The sequence below is a fragment of the Streptococcus oralis genome, assembly GCF_003942585.1.
Lineage (GTDB): Bacteria > Bacillota > Bacilli > Lactobacillales > Streptococcaceae > Streptococcus > Streptococcus oralis_BE.
Map to the genome: position 1 here is coordinate 168,582 of NZ_RJNK01000002.1, position 15,715 is coordinate 184,296.

General features: G+C 41.8%; 23 protein-coding genes and 1 pseudogene. All 24 read right to left on the reverse strand.

The features are described from left to right. Positions 1-82 precede the first annotated feature (82 nt). The 24 genes and pseudogenes from D8862_RS04355 to rpsQ all read right to left on the reverse strand — a co-directional run bounded on the left by D8862_RS04355 (position 83) and on the right by rpsQ (position 15,709). Positions 83-496 (reverse strand): annotated as a pseudogene (locus D8862_RS04355) (YjdF family protein). 173 nt (positions 497-669) lie between these two features. Further along, positions 670-3,171, reverse strand: a complete 2,502-nt coding sequence (gene leuS / locus D8862_RS04360; RefSeq protein ID WP_125448865.1) for a leucine--tRNA ligase — start codon at positions 3,169-3,171, stop codon at positions 670-672. A 160-nt stretch (positions 3,172-3,331) separates the two neighbouring features. Beyond that, on the reverse strand, positions 3,332-4,024 hold the full coding sequence (locus tag D8862_RS04365) for a histidine phosphatase family protein (protein ID WP_125448867.1): 693 nt from the start codon (positions 4,022-4,024) through the stop codon (positions 3,332-3,334). A 236-nt stretch (positions 4,025-4,260) separates the two neighbouring features. Further along, on the reverse strand, positions 4,261-5,598 hold the full coding sequence (locus D8862_RS04370) for a PFL family protein (RefSeq protein WP_084945732.1): 1,338 nt from the start codon (positions 5,596-5,598) through the stop codon (positions 4,261-4,263). Between the two features lie 9 nt (positions 5,599-5,607). Continuing rightward, a complete protein-coding gene (locus tag D8862_RS04375; RefSeq protein ID WP_000644108.1) occupies positions 5,608-5,874 on the reverse strand; it encodes an ACT domain-containing protein in 267 nt (88 codons plus the stop codon). A 263-nt stretch (positions 5,875-6,137) separates the two neighbouring features. After that, positions 6,138-6,524, reverse strand: coding sequence for a 50S ribosomal protein L17 (rplQ, locus tag D8862_RS04380; protein WP_000331493.1), 387 nt, complete (start codon positions 6,522-6,524; stop codon positions 6,138-6,140). Between the two features lie 11 nt (positions 6,525-6,535). After that, the gene (locus D8862_RS04385; protein ID WP_061853207.1) at positions 6,536-7,471 is read right to left on the reverse strand and encodes a DNA-directed RNA polymerase subunit alpha; all 936 of its coding nucleotides are present in this window, start codon (positions 7,469-7,471) and stop codon (positions 6,536-6,538) included. Between the two features lie 42 nt (positions 7,472-7,513). Continuing rightward, positions 7,514-7,897, reverse strand: coding sequence for a 30S ribosomal protein S11 (gene rpsK, locus D8862_RS04390; RefSeq protein ID WP_001118385.1), 384 nt, complete (start codon positions 7,895-7,897; stop codon positions 7,514-7,516). Between the two features lie 17 nt (positions 7,898-7,914). After that, positions 7,915-8,280 carry a 30S ribosomal protein S13 gene (rpsM, locus tag D8862_RS04395; RefSeq protein WP_000090781.1) on the reverse strand — a complete coding sequence of 122 codons (366 nt, stop codon included), beginning with the start codon at positions 8,278-8,280 and terminating at the stop codon, positions 7,915-7,917. 17 nt (positions 8,281-8,297) lie between these two features. Further along, positions 8,298-8,414, reverse strand: a complete 117-nt coding sequence (rpmJ, locus tag D8862_RS04400) for a 50S ribosomal protein L36 (RefSeq protein WP_001808836.1) — start codon at positions 8,412-8,414, stop codon at positions 8,298-8,300. A gap of 24 nt (positions 8,415-8,438) precedes the next feature. Continuing rightward, on the reverse strand, positions 8,439-8,657 hold the full coding sequence (gene infA / locus D8862_RS04405; RefSeq protein ID WP_001029883.1) for a translation initiation factor IF-1: 219 nt from the start codon (positions 8,655-8,657) through the stop codon (positions 8,439-8,441). Positions 8,658-8,773: 116 nt separating this feature from the next. After that, on the reverse strand, positions 8,774-9,412 hold the full coding sequence (locus tag D8862_RS04410) for an adenylate kinase (RefSeq protein WP_001050433.1): 639 nt from the start codon (positions 9,410-9,412) through the stop codon (positions 8,774-8,776). A 146-nt stretch (positions 9,413-9,558) separates the two neighbouring features. Next, the gene (gene secY, locus D8862_RS04415) at positions 9,559-10,869 is read right to left on the reverse strand and encodes a preprotein translocase subunit SecY (RefSeq protein ID WP_000465381.1); all 1,311 of its coding nucleotides are present in this window, start codon (positions 10,867-10,869) and stop codon (positions 9,559-9,561) included. Between the two features lie 11 nt (positions 10,870-10,880). After that, on the reverse strand, positions 10,881-11,321 hold the full coding sequence (rplO, locus tag D8862_RS04420; RefSeq protein ID WP_000766092.1) for a 50S ribosomal protein L15: 441 nt from the start codon (positions 11,319-11,321) through the stop codon (positions 10,881-10,883). Between the two features lie 144 nt (positions 11,322-11,465). Next, a complete protein-coding gene (gene rpmD / locus D8862_RS04425) occupies positions 11,466-11,648 on the reverse strand; it encodes a 50S ribosomal protein L30 (protein WP_000057241.1) in 183 nt (60 codons plus the stop codon). Positions 11,649-11,661: 13 nt separating this feature from the next. After that, the gene (gene rpsE, locus D8862_RS04430; protein WP_000874204.1) at positions 11,662-12,156 is read right to left on the reverse strand and encodes a 30S ribosomal protein S5; all 495 of its coding nucleotides are present in this window, start codon (positions 12,154-12,156) and stop codon (positions 11,662-11,664) included. Positions 12,157-12,173: 17 nt separating this feature from the next. After that, complete coding sequence (rplR, locus tag D8862_RS04435) at positions 12,174-12,530, reverse strand: 50S ribosomal protein L18 (protein WP_000624044.1); 357 nt, start codon at positions 12,528-12,530, stop codon at positions 12,174-12,176. An 83-nt stretch (positions 12,531-12,613) separates the two neighbouring features. After that, on the reverse strand, positions 12,614-13,150 hold the full coding sequence (rplF, locus tag D8862_RS04440; protein WP_000086638.1) for a 50S ribosomal protein L6: 537 nt from the start codon (positions 13,148-13,150) through the stop codon (positions 12,614-12,616). A 186-nt stretch (positions 13,151-13,336) separates the two neighbouring features. Then, positions 13,337-13,735, reverse strand: coding sequence for a 30S ribosomal protein S8 (gene rpsH / locus D8862_RS04445; protein WP_125425018.1), 399 nt, complete (start codon positions 13,733-13,735; stop codon positions 13,337-13,339). Positions 13,736-13,902: 167 nt separating this feature from the next. Then, positions 13,903-14,088 carry a type Z 30S ribosomal protein S14 gene (locus D8862_RS04450; protein ID WP_001085697.1) on the reverse strand — a complete coding sequence of 62 codons (186 nt, stop codon included), beginning with the start codon at positions 14,086-14,088 and terminating at the stop codon, positions 13,903-13,905. A gap of 17 nt (positions 14,089-14,105) precedes the next feature. Then, positions 14,106-14,648, reverse strand: coding sequence for a 50S ribosomal protein L5 (gene rplE, locus D8862_RS04455; protein WP_000013542.1), 543 nt, complete (start codon positions 14,646-14,648; stop codon positions 14,106-14,108). Positions 14,649-14,671: 23 nt separating this feature from the next. Beyond that, complete coding sequence (gene rplX / locus D8862_RS04460; RefSeq protein WP_125448869.1) at positions 14,672-14,977, reverse strand: 50S ribosomal protein L24; 306 nt, start codon at positions 14,975-14,977, stop codon at positions 14,672-14,674. A gap of 77 nt (positions 14,978-15,054) precedes the next feature. After that, positions 15,055-15,423 carry a 50S ribosomal protein L14 gene (rplN, locus tag D8862_RS04465; protein WP_000616548.1) on the reverse strand — a complete coding sequence of 123 codons (369 nt, stop codon included), beginning with the start codon at positions 15,421-15,423 and terminating at the stop codon, positions 15,055-15,057. A gap of 25 nt (positions 15,424-15,448) precedes the next feature. Then, positions 15,449-15,709 carry a 30S ribosomal protein S17 gene (gene rpsQ, locus D8862_RS04470; RefSeq protein ID WP_000440801.1) on the reverse strand — a complete coding sequence of 87 codons (261 nt, stop codon included), beginning with the start codon at positions 15,707-15,709 and terminating at the stop codon, positions 15,449-15,451. Positions 15,710-15,715: the final 6 nt, after the last annotated feature.

The following is a 15,715-nucleotide window of genomic DNA, read 5'->3' on the forward strand; positions in this document are numbered from 1 at the left end:
TTCGATTCAACAATGCAAACTCCTCTTATAAAAATCATCCCCCCAGTTTATGGAGGAATGATCAAATATGGAAACGAGTGAGTTAATGCCCCTTGTGCTTCTCTCTACGTTTTTGCTGTTTGCGTTCAAATTTCTCTTGCTTGAACAATTGCTTTTGGAGACTGGACTATTGTTTTGAATGCTTTTTTCGTTCCTCATACTGCAACTGTAAAAGCTCTTGTGACTTAGAAGAAACTTTCTGCTTCACCTGTTTCTTTACAGCACGCTGCAGACGCTTCGGATTCTTAATCTTCACATGTTGTTTGACTGTTGCCTCTGGGCTAAAAGATAACCCAGCAAACTGAGTCTGTAAAAGTTTCAAAATTTCATCCTCTTTTGGTTCCTGACCAAATGTCACACGACAAACTTGATAAGTTCCCTCATACTCTTGTTCAAACAATCCATGCCAAAACCCATCTTCAAAATAAACTGTCAAGCCAATTGAAACGATTTCCATGACAGCACCTCCTTAAATCTATCCCTAAGAATGGACAACCAAGGAGGAAGGTTACTGATAGGCTTGCCTACGTCTGGACTACCAACCAGAACTGTGTTTTTATCTTAGTTGGGACTATTATAGCATAATCCAATTTAAAAATCCTCCAGATTCTACTCTGAAGGATTCATTTCTTATCTAACAACGATATTGACGAGTTTATTAGGTACACTAATCACTTTCACGATTTCCTTGCCGTCAATCTCTGCTTTGACTTTTTCGTCAGCAAGAGCAATTTCTTGCAATTCTTCGCGTGATAGATCTTTAGCAACCATGAGTTTGGCACGGACTTTTCCTTTGATTTGGACGACAATTTCAATTTCGTCTTCAACCAATTTGCTTTCGTCCCATGTTGGCCAAGCTACGTAAGAGATTGACTCACCTGTTGCTGCGACTGTTTGCCAGAGTTCTTCTGCCAAGTGAGGTGCAAATGGGGCAATCAATTGGATAAAGCCTTTGGCGTAGTCTACATAGAGTTTGTCTTCCTTGTTGGCAGCGTTGACGAAGACCATGAGTTGGGCAATGGCTGTGTTGAATTTCATGGACTCGATTTGCTCAGTGACAGCTTTGACTGTTTCGTTATAAACTTTGTCAAGAGCACCGCTATTTTCCACAACGATTTCCTTGCTTGTGATCAAACGATAAACACGGTCGAGGAACTTACGGCTTCCTTCCAGACCTTCTTCTGACCAAGCGATCGAAGCATCAAGTGGTCCCATGAACATTTCATAGACGCGAAGGGTATCGGCACCGTATTGTTCCACCACATCATCTGGGTTGACCACGTTCTTGAGGGATTTAGACATCTTGGCTGGAGCCTGCTCCAATTCTTCTCCTGTTTCCACATGGAAGAGGGAACCGTCACGTTTTTCAACCTTGTCAGTTGCCACAAGAGCCCCACGATGGTCACGGTAGCTTGTTCCCAAAATCATTCCTTGGTTAAAGAGTTTTTGGAATGGCTCTTTCGTCGGAACAACACCAATATCATAGAGGAATTTGTGCCAGAAACGAGCGTAAAGCAAGTGAAGCACGGCATGTTCTGCACCACCCACGTAGATATCCACTGGCAACCATTGTTTAAGGAGATCCTCGTCAGCTAATTTTTCTGTGTTGTGTGGGTCGATATAGCGGAGATAGTACCAGCTTGAACCAGCCCATTGTGGCATGGTATTGGTCTCACGACGACCTTTGACACCATCTTCACGCGTCACTTCAAGCCAGTCTGTCAAGTTAGCCAATGGGCTTTCCCCTGTACCTGAAGGGCGAATGTCCTTGGTTACAGGCAAGACAAGTGGCAATTCATTTTCAGGGACAGCTGTTGAAGTTCCATCTTCCCAATGAATAATAGGGATTGGCTCACCCCAGTAACGTTGACGGCTAAAGAGCCAGTCGCGGAGACGGTAAGTCACCTTCTCTTGACCACAGCCTTTTTCTTCCAGCCAAGCGACAATCTTAGCAACCGCATCTTCTTTGTTAAGGCCATCTAGGAAATCCGAATTGACATGAAGACCATCTTCTGTGTAGGCAGCTTCTGCTACATTTCCACCTTCAAGCACTTCTACGATTGGAAGGTCAAATTGTTTAGCAAATTCCCAGTCACGTTGGTCATGGGCAGGCACAGCCATAACAGCACCTGTCCCATAGCTAGCAAGAACATAGTCTGCAATCCAGATTGGGATTTCCTTGCCATTGACAGGATTGATGGCATAAGCACCAGTCCAAACCCCTGTTTTTTCCTTAGCAAGGTCTGTACGAGCCAAGTCTGACTTGAGGCTAGCTTGGTGTTTATAGTCTGCTACAGCCTCTGCTTGCTCAGGGCTTGTGATAACGTCAACTAAGTCATGCTCAGGAGCCAAGACTGTGAAGGTCGCACCGAAAAGAGTATCAGGACGAGTAGTAAAGACGGTGAATTCCTTGTCAGTCCCTTTCACTTTGAAAGTTACATTGGCACCAGTTGATTTACCGATCCAGTTGCGTTGCATGTCCTTGATAGACTCCGGCCAGTCCAACTCATCCAAGTCATTAAGCAAGCGCTCTGCATAGGCCGTGATTTTAAGCATCCATTGACGCATTGGTTTGCGAACAACTGGATATCCTCCACGCTCAGAAGTTCCGTCAGGAAGCACTTCTTCGTTGGCAATGGCCGTCCCCAATTCTTCCACCCAGTTTACTGGCACTTCAGCTTCATAGGCCAAGCCTTTTTCGTAGAGCTTAGTGAAGATCCATTGCGTCCACTTGTAGTAGTTTGGATCTGTTGTGTTGACTTCACGGTCCCAGTCATAAGAAAATCCAAGCGCATTGATTTGGCGTTTGAAGTTAGCAATATTTTCCGCTGTAAATTCTGCTGGGTCATTCCCCGTATCCATGGCGTATTGCTCTGCAGGCAAACCAAAGGCATCCCAACCCATTGGGTGAAGGACATTATAGCCTTGCGCGCGCTTGTAGCGGCTGAGGATATCTGTCGCTGTGTAACCTTCTGGGTGTCCTACGTGCAATCCAGCTCCTGAAGGATATGGGAACATATCGAGAGCATAAAACTTCGGTTTTGATGCATCTGTTCCTGTCTTAAATGTATGATGTTGAGCCCAATAGCCCTGCCACTTAGGCTCAATTTCCTTATGATTGTAAAAACTCATGCTATTTCTCCAATTTTATGATGTTACTATTATACCATTTTTGAGGGAATTTGAAAGACGAGAAAGAATCTTTTCCCCTCCTTATCAAGAAAGATTGGCTCTAAAAGCACTCTTACTTAGCTGAATAAAAAAATTAGCTCCTCTGAGGAGCTATCTTCTATCAATGCTTATTTTCTTCCATCTTCTCACGTCCCAGCTCCCGATAGCTACGATCGCCAACGACTTGGACCGTAAACTGACCGTTCTCATATTCAAGAATCGTCACGCTACCATTATCCAGACCATGCGGATGCATACCATTGATCAGATAAACAATGGTTCCAATCGTCATTCCATGGCTGACAACGAGGGCATTTCCCCCACCTTGCTCTTCCATTTCTTTGGCAATCGTTTCAAAACCTTCCTTGATTCGACCACTGAGTTTTTCCCAACCTTCTGCCCAGCCTGCAGTATCAACCTCAACTAGACCTTCTGCTAGCTCTGCATAGGACAACTGATGAACATGGTCTACATTGAAAATTCTCGGAATCAACCCCATAAAGAGGTCCCCATCATAGGCCCCATCAAAACTACCAAAACACCACTCACGGATTCGCTTGTCCATGCGGTAAGGGATTTTCCCCTGCAAGCCAAGTTCTTCTAGGATAATTCCCATAGTTTGAATGGTGCGCCCTGAATCACTGGAATAAGCGCGGTCAAACTGCAAACCAGACTCTCTCAAGCCAATTCCCAGTTCATGGATTCCCAACTCACCTTCTGTTGTCAGAGGTGTATCACTCCATCCTTGAGCACGTCCAATCGTGTTAAACATCGTTTTACCATGACGGATCAAGTACAATCTTACTTTAGACATTTTCTATCCTCCATTTTCTTCTATTATATCATGGAACAAAGAAATATTCGGCTTTCAACAGTAAAGTCCGCTCTCGTAATTTTCCCACAAGAAAAGCTACCCTAACGGTAGCTTTCCTAGGAGATTATTATGAAAAAGTTTAGGATTCTAATTAAATAAAGTTAGGAGATCTTTATTTAATGATTATAGTATACACAGTCATCCTTAAACTCAACTTAAATCCTCTCTCTTTTTTATTAATTTTTAAAACTATGGATTGGAGCTGGGATTTGCCCACCGCGAGAGATGAAATCGACAGACGAAGCTCCATTGACTTTCATAACTGGAGCTGTTCCTAGCAAGCCACCAAACTCAATCATATCGCCTTCTTTGCCCTTTGGAATGATACGGACGGCCGTTGTTTTCATGTTAATAACACCAATTGCCGCCTCATCCGCAATCATAGCCGCAATGGTTTCAGCAGGCGTATCTTCTGGAATGGCAATCATATCCAGCCCAACAGAACAGATAGCCGTCATGGCTTCTAGTTTCTCTAAATTCAGAGAGCCATTTTGTACCGCAGCAATCATACCCTCATCTTCAGAAACGGGAATAAAAGCACCTGACAAGCCACCGACCTGGTTACAAGCCATCACTCCGCCCTTCTTAACTTGGTCATTCAAAAGAGCGAGGGCAGCCGTCGTTCCATGCGTACCAACTGTTTCTAGACCCATTTCCTCAAGGACACGTGCCACAGAATCACCAACCGCAGGAGTAGGTGCCAAACTTAGGTCGACAATTCCAAAGTCAACACCAAGTCTCTCGCTAGCCATCTGACCAACTAATTGACCGATACGAGTAATCTTAAAGGCTGTTTTCTTGACTGTTTCAGCCACTACATCAAAGCTCTGTCCACGAACTTTTTCCAAGGCACGCTTGACAACTCCCGGGCCAGAAACACCGACATTGATGATAACATCTGCTTCACCGACACCGTGGAAGGCTCCCGCCATAAAAGGATTATCCTCAACAGCATTAGCAAATACAACCAACTTGGCCGCACCCATATCTGATAGCGTAGCTGTTTCCTTGATGATGCGTCCCATATCTGCAACCGCAGTCATGTTGATGCCTGACTTGGTTGAGCCGATATTGACGGACGAACAAACCTTGTCCGTCTCAGCTAGAGCGCGGGGGATAGAATTGATGAGAATCTCATCTCCTTTTTGATAACCCTTTTGTACCAAGGCAGAAAATCCACCAATAAAGTCAACACCAATCTCCTTAGCTGCCTTATCAAGTGCCTTTGCCAAAACGACATAGTCCGTCGCATCAGTCGCAGCACCAATCAAAGAAATCGGAGTCACCGATACCCGTTTATTAACAATAGGAATTCCAAGTTCTGCAGCAATTTCATCTCCCACAGCCACTAGATTTGCAGCTTTAGTGGTGATTTTTTGGTAAATCTTTTCAGCAGCACGTTCAATATCTGGATCAATACAGTCCAAAAGGGAAATCCCCATGGTGATGGTTCTGATATCGAAGTTCTGCTCCTCGATCATGGCAATGGTTTCTGTAACTTGTCTAATATCCATAGCCACCTCCTAGATATTATACATAGCGTCAAAAATCGCCGCACTTTGAATATTGATTTTAACATTCAAGGTCTGACCGAAAGTTTCAAACTCATTTCTGAGAGAGGTAAAATCTTGTTTTTCATCACTTGATACGACCGCCATCATGGTAAAGTATTCATCCAACACAGTCTGAGAAATATCGTCAATATTCAAACCCAACTCTGCAATCTTAGTAGACACGCCTGCAACAATACCAGCCTTGTCCTTGCCAACCACTGTAATAATAGCCTTCATCCTTATACCCCATTTCTACGATTTTTAGAAAACCTGAACGTTTTTGATTTTCTTTTTTCCTAGTATAGCACATTTCCATAGAAAATACTAAAAAACGCCTGCTTACGAAGTTGTTCTTAAACAAAAAACAATTTCGTAAACAAGCGTCTACCCTATCAAATGATGATGAGTGTTCCCGCTAGGACCGAAGTCCCAGCGGTAGACCAGAGCTAGACTAAGAGCACAAGACTCCATCATCATAACACTCAACAAAATTGATGATTTTATACTAATTCGATGATCGCCATTGGCGCTGCATCACCACGACGTGGTTCAGTTTTAAGGATACGAGTGTATCCACCGTTACGTTCAGCATAACGAGGTGCGATTTCTGAGAACAATTTTTGAAGTGCTGTAGTAGAAGTGTACTTATCAGTTGCTTCATCATAGTTTTCAGATGCGATTTCATTACGTACGAAAGCAGCTGCTTGACGACGTGCATGCAAATCACCACGTTTACCTAGAGTAATCATTTTTTCAACAGTTTTACGGATTTCTTTAGCACGAGCTTCAGTTGTCACGATTGATTCGTTGATCAAAAGGTCAGTTGTCAAATCGCGAAGCATTGCTTTACGTTGTGAGCTAGTGCGTCCTAGTTTACGGTAAGCCATGTATTCCTCCTTTATTTATCTTTTAATCCAAGACCCAAGTCAATGAGTTTGAGTTTCACTTCTTCCAAACTCTTGCGTCCAAGATTTCGTACTTTCATCATCTCTGCTTCAGATTTTTCTGTCAAATCATGCACAGTGTTGATACCGGCACGTTTCAAACAGTTGTATGAACGCACAGACAAGTCCAGTTCCTCAATCGTCCGATCCAAAATACGATCATCAGATTCAGTATCAGCTTCTTTCATCACTTCTGCAGATTTAGCAATCTCTGTAAGATTTGTAAACAAATCAAGATGTTCTGTCAAGATACGTGCTGAAAGCCCTAAAGCATCTTCTGGAATAATTGTTCCATTAGTCAAGATTTCAAGGGTTAATTTGTCAAAACCATCATTGCTACCTACACGAGCAGGTTCAACCTGATAGTTGACTTTTGTAACTGGTGTATAAATAGAATCTACAGCAAGTGTTCCAACTGGTGCATTATCTTTTTTGTTTTCATCAGCAGGTACATATCCACGACCACTGTTAACAGTCATTGTCGCTTTTAGAGAAGAACCTTCACCGATTGTAAAGAGATAATGATCTGGATTTACAATCTCAATATCACTGTCAGTCAAAATATCTCCAGCTGTAATTTCAGCAGGGCCTTCAACGTCAAGTTCAATGATTTTTTCATCTTCAACGTATGATTTCACTGCAATCCCTTTAATGTTCAGAATGATTTGCATCACGTCTTCACGAACACCTGGAACTGTGTCAAACTCATGCAAGACACCTTCAATGTTGATAGATGTCACTGCTGCTCCTGGTAGAGAAGCTAGTAGTACACGACGAAGAGAGTTACCAAGAGTTGTACCGTAGCCACGTTCAAGTGGTTCGATTACAAACTTGCCATAATCTTTATTTTCATCAATTTTTGTTATATTTGGTTTTTCAAACTCGATCATTTAGTTACTCCCTCTTAAACGAAAAGCAGTGTAATGCAATGATTATACACGGCGACGTTTTGGAGGACGAGCACCATTGTGTGGCACTGGAGTCACATCACGAATTGCTGTTACTTCAAGACCAGCGGCAGCAAGCGCACGAATAGCTGACTCACGACCAGAACCTGGACCTTTTACAGTAACTTCAACTGATTTAAGACCGTGTTCTTGTGCAGATTTAGCAGCAGCTTCAGAAGCCATTTGAGCAGCGAATGGTGTAGATTTACGAGAACCTTTGAAACCAAGAGCACCAGCTGATGACCAAGCAATTGCATTACCATGCACATCAGTAATCATAACAATAGTGTTATTAAATGTAGCGTGAATATGAGCAATACCAGATTCGATATTCTTTTTCACACGACGTTTACGTGTTGGTTTAGCCAAGACTTTTACCTCCTATATTATTTTTTCTTACCAGCAATCGCAACAGCTTTACCTTTACGAGTGCGAGCATTGTTTTTAGTGTTTTGTCCACGGACAGGAAGTCCACGACGGTGACGAATACCACGGTAAGAACCGATTTCCATCAAACGTTTGATGTTCAAGTTTACTTCACGACGAAGGTCACCTTCAACTTTGATTGCATCCACTTCACGACGGATAGCATCTTCTTGATCTGATGTAAGGTCACGTACACGAACATCTTCTGAGATTCCAGCAGCAGCCAAAATTTTCTTAGATGTTGCAAGTCCGATACCATAAACGTAAGTCAATGAGATTACTACACGTTTGTCATTTGGAATGTCAACTCCAGCAATACGAGCCATGTTTTCTCCTTTCTATCTTATCCTTGACGTTGTTTGTGTTTTGGATTTGCTGGGCAAATTACCATAACACGACCATTACGACGAATTACTTTACAGTATTCGCAAATTGGTTTGACCGATGGTCTTACTTTCATTTCTTATCCCTCCAAGTTTTTCGATTATTTAAAGCGGTAAGTGATACGTCCACGTGTCAAGTCATATGGACTCATCTCGACAGTAACACGATCTCCCGCTAAAATACGAATATAGTTTTTACGAATTTTACCAGAAACTGTTGCTAAAATCTGATGTCCATTTTCAAGTTCAACCGTAAACATTGCGTTAGGCATTGTATCGACTACTTTGCCTTCAACTTCAATCACATCGTCTTTTGCCACGCAAAAGCACCTCCATAAATTTCGATTTGATGCCTCTAGACACAGAGACAACAATTATAAGTCAGACTATCTCAGTATAACATTTGTGGCGATTTTTTGCAAGTGTGAAAAACGCTTTATTTCAAATTTGTCAATACTTTTTCGATGTCTTTGAACACATCATTGATATCTTGATTTCCTTCGATATCGTGAACCAAACCTTTGGCACGGTAGTGAGCAATGATTGGTTCACCTTGGGCGATATTGACATCCAAACGACGCTTAACTGTCTCGGGTTTGTCATCTTCGCGTTGGTAGTAATCTTCTTCTTTGTAGTCAACTGGTGGGTTGAAAACTTTGTGGAAGGTTTCGCCTGTTTCGCGGTGGATGATACGGCCACTCAAACGTTCCAAGAGACAATCTGGGTTCACTTCGATATTGATCACACCTTCTAGTTCGATACCAAGTTCAGCCAATGTTTTGTCCAAGGCATGCGCTTGTTCAATCGTACGTGGGTAACCATCCAACAAGAAACCTGTTTCTTTGATGTCGTCCTGTGAAAGGCGTTCTTTAACAATACCATTTGTAACTTCATCTGGAACCAACTCACCTTTGTCGATGTATGACTTTGCAAGCACACCCATTTCAGTTTGATTTGCCATAGCAGCACGGAACATATCCCCAGTTGAAATGTGTGCCACGTGGAATTGTTCCACAATTTTAGCTGCTTGCGTTCCCTTACCTGCACCAGGCAAGCCCATAATCAAAAGATTCATGATCTGATCTCCTTATTTTGTATTTAAATAGAAGCAAAATAACTTTTTAACTCCTATTTAAAAACAAAATAGAAGAGGGGAGATGAAAATCTATCTTTCTAGGTAGACCTTCATACTCCACTCTCTAAGCAAAAATAGTCTTGCTTTTATTCTGTTTTGTCCATGAAACCAACATACTTACGTTTCAATAGGTAACCTTCTAGCTGTTTGATTCCTTCGATACCTGTCGAAATAATGATCAAAAGACTAGTTCCCCCAAAAGCAACCGCTTCTGAGAGTCCAAAGACATCTTTTGCTACAATCGGCAAGATTGAAATCACACCAAGGAAAAGGGAGCCGACAGTTGCAAGGCGACGAAGAAGTTTTGACATAAACTCTTCCGTTCCTTTACCTGGACGGACACCGTGGATATAGGCTCCACTCTTTTGCAAGTTTTCTGCTGCTTTCTCTGGATTGATCTGTACAAATGTATAGAAGAATGTAAAGAGAATAATCAGCAGTGCATACATGGCAACACCTGTTGGAGATGTTGTCGCAAGCATTTCTTGTGCTGTACGTACCCAAGTCCAATCAAGCCCCATAGCGCTGACAAACTGAAGAATAGCCGCAGGAGCTGCCGTAATCGAACTTGCAAAGATAACTGGGATAACACCAGCAGGATTGACCTTCAAAGGAAGGTAAGAACTGGATGGAGCACCTTGAGCAACTTTTGTATATTGGATCGGAATTTTATATTCTGCCTGTTGTACATATGTTGTAAAGTAAACAATCAACAAAACAGCTATAATGAGAATAACGACAAATATAATAGATGACGTCAACCGATCACTTGGAATATTGACAAAATAGTCCACGTAGATGCCATGAATCATCTCTGGAATTGAAGCCACAATCCCAGCAAAGATAATCATAGACACCCCGTTACCATATCCCTTATCAGTGATTTGCTCCCCGAGCCAAGTAACAATCATAGTACCTGCAGTCAGGATAATACCAATCGTAACAAAGACTTGAGGTGTTAGATCTGTCGTTAATAATTTTGCACCAGATAGAGTGTTAAAACCAGCAGTGATTCCGATTGATTGCACAAACGCAAGTACAAGCGCAATATAACGAGTAGCCTGGTTTATCTTTCTCCGTCCTACTTCTCCCTGCTTGCCCCACTCTACAAACTTTGGAACAATATCCATTTGTAGCAATTGAACAACGATGGAAGCTGTGATATACGGACTCACACCGAGTGCAAAAACCGAGAAGTTCTTCATGGCATTCCCTGAAACTAAACTAAGCATGTTCAAGAAGGATAATCCACTCAAAGCTTCCAGACTTTTTGCATTCACACCTGGTACAGTAATACTAGTCCCAATACGGAAGACAAGTATGATAAAAATCGTAAAGAGAATTTTTGATCTTACTTTCTTAACCTTGAGGGCCTCTTTTAATAATTTAAAAAACATAGGTCACCTCTCTAGATGACTTCTACTGAACCACCTTTAGCAGTGATAGCTTCTTCAGCTGTTTTTGAGAATTTAGCTGCTTTCACAGTCAACTTCTTAGTCAACTCACCGTTACCAAGAATTTTAACGCCTGATTTTTCAGCCTTTACAATTCCTGCTTCGATAAGAACAACTGGAGTAACTTCAGTACCATCTTCAAAAACGTTCAATTGATCAAGATTTACAATTGCGTATTCTTTAGCGTTGATGTTAGTGAATCCACGTTTTGGAAGACGACGGAACAATGGAGTTTGTCCACCTTCAAAACCAAGGCGAACTCCGCCACCGCTACGAGCTTTTTGACCTTTTTGACCGCGACCAGATGTTTTACCGTTACCTGATGAAGTACCACGACCAACACGGTTACGTACTTTACGAGAACCTTCTGCAGGTTTCAATTCATGAAGTTTCATTATTTTTTCTCCTCTTTTGTAAAATGCTAGCGCCGATAAGAGAGAAAAGGTTGTCTCCCTTATCAACTCGCCTATACATTCGTCATCTTAGATGACTATATCTAGTTTTAGGGGATGAGTATTGCCACATCCCCTAAAAATTCATTAGTTTACTTCTTCAACTGTTACCAAGTGAGATACTGCAGTGATCATACCACGGATAGCAGCGTTGTCTTCTTTGATAACAGAGCTGTTCAATTTGCCAAGTCCAAGTGCTACAACAGTTTTACGTTGTGATGGAATGCGTCCGATTGGAGACTTAGTCAAAGTAATTTTAATTTGAGCCATTTTATCCCCTTTCTTATGCCAAATCAGAAACTGAAATACCACGAAGGGCAGCAACTTCTTCAGCGCGTTTCAATTGTTTCAAACCTTCAACAGTTGCACGAACAATGTTGATTGGAGTGTTAGAACCAAGTGATTTAGATGTAATATCTGCCACACCTGCCAATTCCACAACGGCACGAACTGCACCACCAGCGGCAACTCCAGAACCTTCTACAGCAGGTTTCAACAATACTTTAGCTCCACCGAATTCTGAAAGAACTTCGTGTGGGATTGTTGTTCCAACCATAGGAACTTCAATCAAGTTTTTCTTAGCATCTTCTACTGCTTTACGGATTGCTTCTGGAACTTCTTGAGCTTTACCAGTACCAAATCCTACGCGACCGTTGTGGTCACCAACAACAACAAGAGCTGCGAAACGAAGACGACGTCCACCTTTAACAACTTTTGTAACACGGTTGACAGCAACTACGCGTTCTTCTAATTCAACTGCATTGTCTTTAAATGCCATTTTCTAGTGTCCTCCTATTAGAATTTCAATCCGTTTTCACGAGCTGCATCAGCCAAAGCTTTCACACGTCCGTGATATAGATATCCACCGCGGTCGAACACCACTTCTGAAATACCTTTAGCGTTTGCACGTTCTGCAACGAGTTTACCGACAGCAACGGCTTGTTCAGTTTTAGTTCCTTTTGAAACTTCTTTGTCAAGAGTTGAAGCACTTGCGAGCGTTACACCCGCTACGTCATCAATCACTTGAGCGTAGATGCCTGTATTAGAACGGAATACGTTCAAACGTGGGCGATCAGCAGTTCCAGAGAGCTTTCCGCGAACGCGACGGTGGCGTTTTTGGCGGAGTTTGTTTTTATCTGGTTTAGAAATCACAGTTTTCACCTCTTTAGTTTTAAATCGTGTGCTATGCACAAAGTTGGAAAATAGGTCGGTGGTTGAAGATCAACCACTCAACATTATTTACCTGTTTTACCTTCTTTAAGACGAACGTATTCGCCAACGTAACGGATACCTTTACCTTTATATGGTTCTGGTGAGCGAAGGCTACGTACGTAAGCAGCTGTTTGACCAACTACTTCTTTTGAAATTCCGCTGATAACGATTGTTGTTGGGTTTGGAAGTTCAAAAGTAATTCCTTCTGGAGCTTCAACTTCGTCTGGATGAGATTTACCTACAGCCAAAACAAGTTTTTTTCCTTGAAGTTGTGCACGGTAACCAACCCCACGCATTTCAAGTTCTTTCTTGAATCCTTCTGATACACCAACAACCATGTTGTTCAAAAGCGCACGAGTAGTTCCGTGAATAGTTTTCATTTCTTTTGAATCGTTTGGACGGTGAAGAGTTACTTCAGTACCTTCCACACGAATTTCAATATCTTTTGAGAACTCACGAGTAAGCTCTCCCTTAGGTCCTTTTACAGTTACTACGTTGTCATTGTTAGTGAGTTCAACACCAGCAGGCAACACGATAACTTTATTACCAATACGTGACATGTTTATTTTCTCCTGTTAGATTGTCAGGCCATGATGGCCAGTTTTCACGGGGTTAAATCGATTTCTCGATTAAAGGAACATTTAGATTTCAATTTCAAAGTGAATCTAGACATCGTCTCGCAGGCATAACTTTGGGTTAGGCAAGAGACGATAACGAAGAGTCACAAAGAAATTGGGAGCTAAATATTACCAAACGTAAGCGATAACTTCTCCACCAACGTTCTTTTGGCGAGCTTCTTTATCAGTAAGCAAACCTTCAGAAGTTGAAAGGATAGCAATTCCAAGTCCGTTAAGAACTTTTGGAAGATCTTCACGTTTTTTGTAGACACGAAGTCCTGGTTTAGAAACACGTTTCAAGTTAGTGATAACTTTTTCACCGTTTGGTCCGTATTTAAGGAATACACGGATGATGCCTTGTTTGTCATCTTCGATGATTTCTACGCTCTTAACAAAACCTTCGCGTTTAAGGATTTCAGCAATCCCTTTTTTGATGTTTGATGCAGGTACTTCAAGTACTTCGTGTTTAGCTTGGTTAGCGTTACGAATACGAGTTAGGAAGTCTGCGATTGGGTCAGTCATAACCATTTTGTTTTTCTCCTCTTACTAGTAGTTTGCAAGTTGCACTTGCTAGTTAATACATGATACAAAGAGCGTAACAGCAAGAGCAAAAATAGGCAATTTGATACAGGAGCGATGCTCCAAAGCAAATTGGTCTTTTTCACACAGAGTTTTAACGCCCTTGATATCTTAAATTACCAAGATGCTTTTGTTACACCAGGAATTTGTCCTTTGTAAGCTAATTCACGGAAGCAAACACGGCAAAGTTTAAATTTGCGGTAAACTGAATGTGGACGACCACATTTTTCACAACGAGTATAAGCTTGAGTAGAGAACTTCGCTGGACGTTTGTTCTTAGCAATCATTGATTTTTTAGCCATTAGATTTACCTCCTATATTATTTTGCAAAAGGCATTCCAAGGCCTGTAAGCAATGCACGTGACTCTTCGTCAGTGTTAGCAGTTGTTACGATAACGATGTCAAGACCACGAGTTTTGTCAACGTCATCAAAGTTGATTTCTGGGAAGATCAATTGTTCTTTCACACCAAGTGTGTAGTTTCCGCGTCCATCAAATGATTTTGTTGGAACACCGTGGAAGTCACGTACACGTGGAAGTGAAACTGAAACCAATTTGTCCAAGAATTCGTACATACGTTCACCACGAAGGGTAACTTTTGCACCGATCGCTACACCTTCACGAAGACGGAAGCCGGCGATTGATTTTTTAGCTTTAGTGATAAGTGGTTTTTGACCTGAGATAAGTGCCAATTCTTCAGCAGCTTTTTCAAGGCTTTTAGCGTTTGATACAGCTTCACCAACACCCATGTTCAAAACGATCTTATCTACTTTAGGCACAGCCATCACTGATGAGTAGTTGAATTGTTCTGTCAAAGCAGGAACTACTTCATTAAGATATTTTTCTTTTAAACGATTTGCCATTATACTTCTCCTTTCCTTCGTGATTAATCAAGCACTTCGCCTGATTTTTTGTTGTAGCGAACTTTTTTACCGTCTACAAATTTGTAACCAACACGACCAGCTACACCGTTTTTGTCCAAAACTTGAACGTTTGATACGTGGATAGCTGCTTCTTTATCGATGATACCACCTTGAGGAAGTTCGTTAGTTGGACGTTGGTGTTTCTTAACGATGTTTACACCTTCAACGATAACTTTGTTTACTTTTGGAAGGGCAGTAAGGACAACAGCTTCTGTTCCCTTATCTTTACCAGCGATTACGCGAACTTTGTCGCCTTTTTTTACAAACATTAGGTTTCTCCTTGATTTTTCTTACGCCCATAAGGGCACCCTAGCTTTAAGCTAGGGGACTAGTTTGTTTTTAAAAATTAAAGTACTTCTGGAGCAAGTGACACGATCTTCATGAAGCCACCTTCACGCAATTCACGTGCAACTGGGCCAAAGATACGTGTTCCGCGAGGAGTTTTGTCTTCACGGATGATAACTGCTGCATTTTCGTCAAATTTGATGTATGAACCATCAGCACGACGAGCACCTGATTTAGTACGAACGATAACAGCTTTTACAACGTCACCTTTTTTAACCGCACCACCAGGAGTAGCTTGTTTTACAGATGCCACAATGACATCACCGATGTTCGCAAATTTACGTTTAGAACCACCAAGAACTTTGATAGTCAAGATTTCGCGTGCACCGCTGTTGTCTGCGACTTTCAAACGAGTTTCTGTTTGAATCATTTCAGTTTTCTCCTTTCAGGTTTGATTAGATGATGACCGCTTCTTCAACAACTTCTACAAGACGGAAACGTTTTGTAGCTGAAAGCGGACGAGTTTCCATGATACGTACGATATCACCTTCTTTGGCAACATTGTTTTCATCATGTGCTTTGTATTTCTTAGAGTAGTTAATACGTTTACCATAGACTGGGTGGTTACGTTTTGTTTCAACTACAACTGTGATTGTCTTGTCCATTTTGTCAGATACAACACGTCCAACAAGAACTTTACGATTATTGCGTTCCATTGAAAT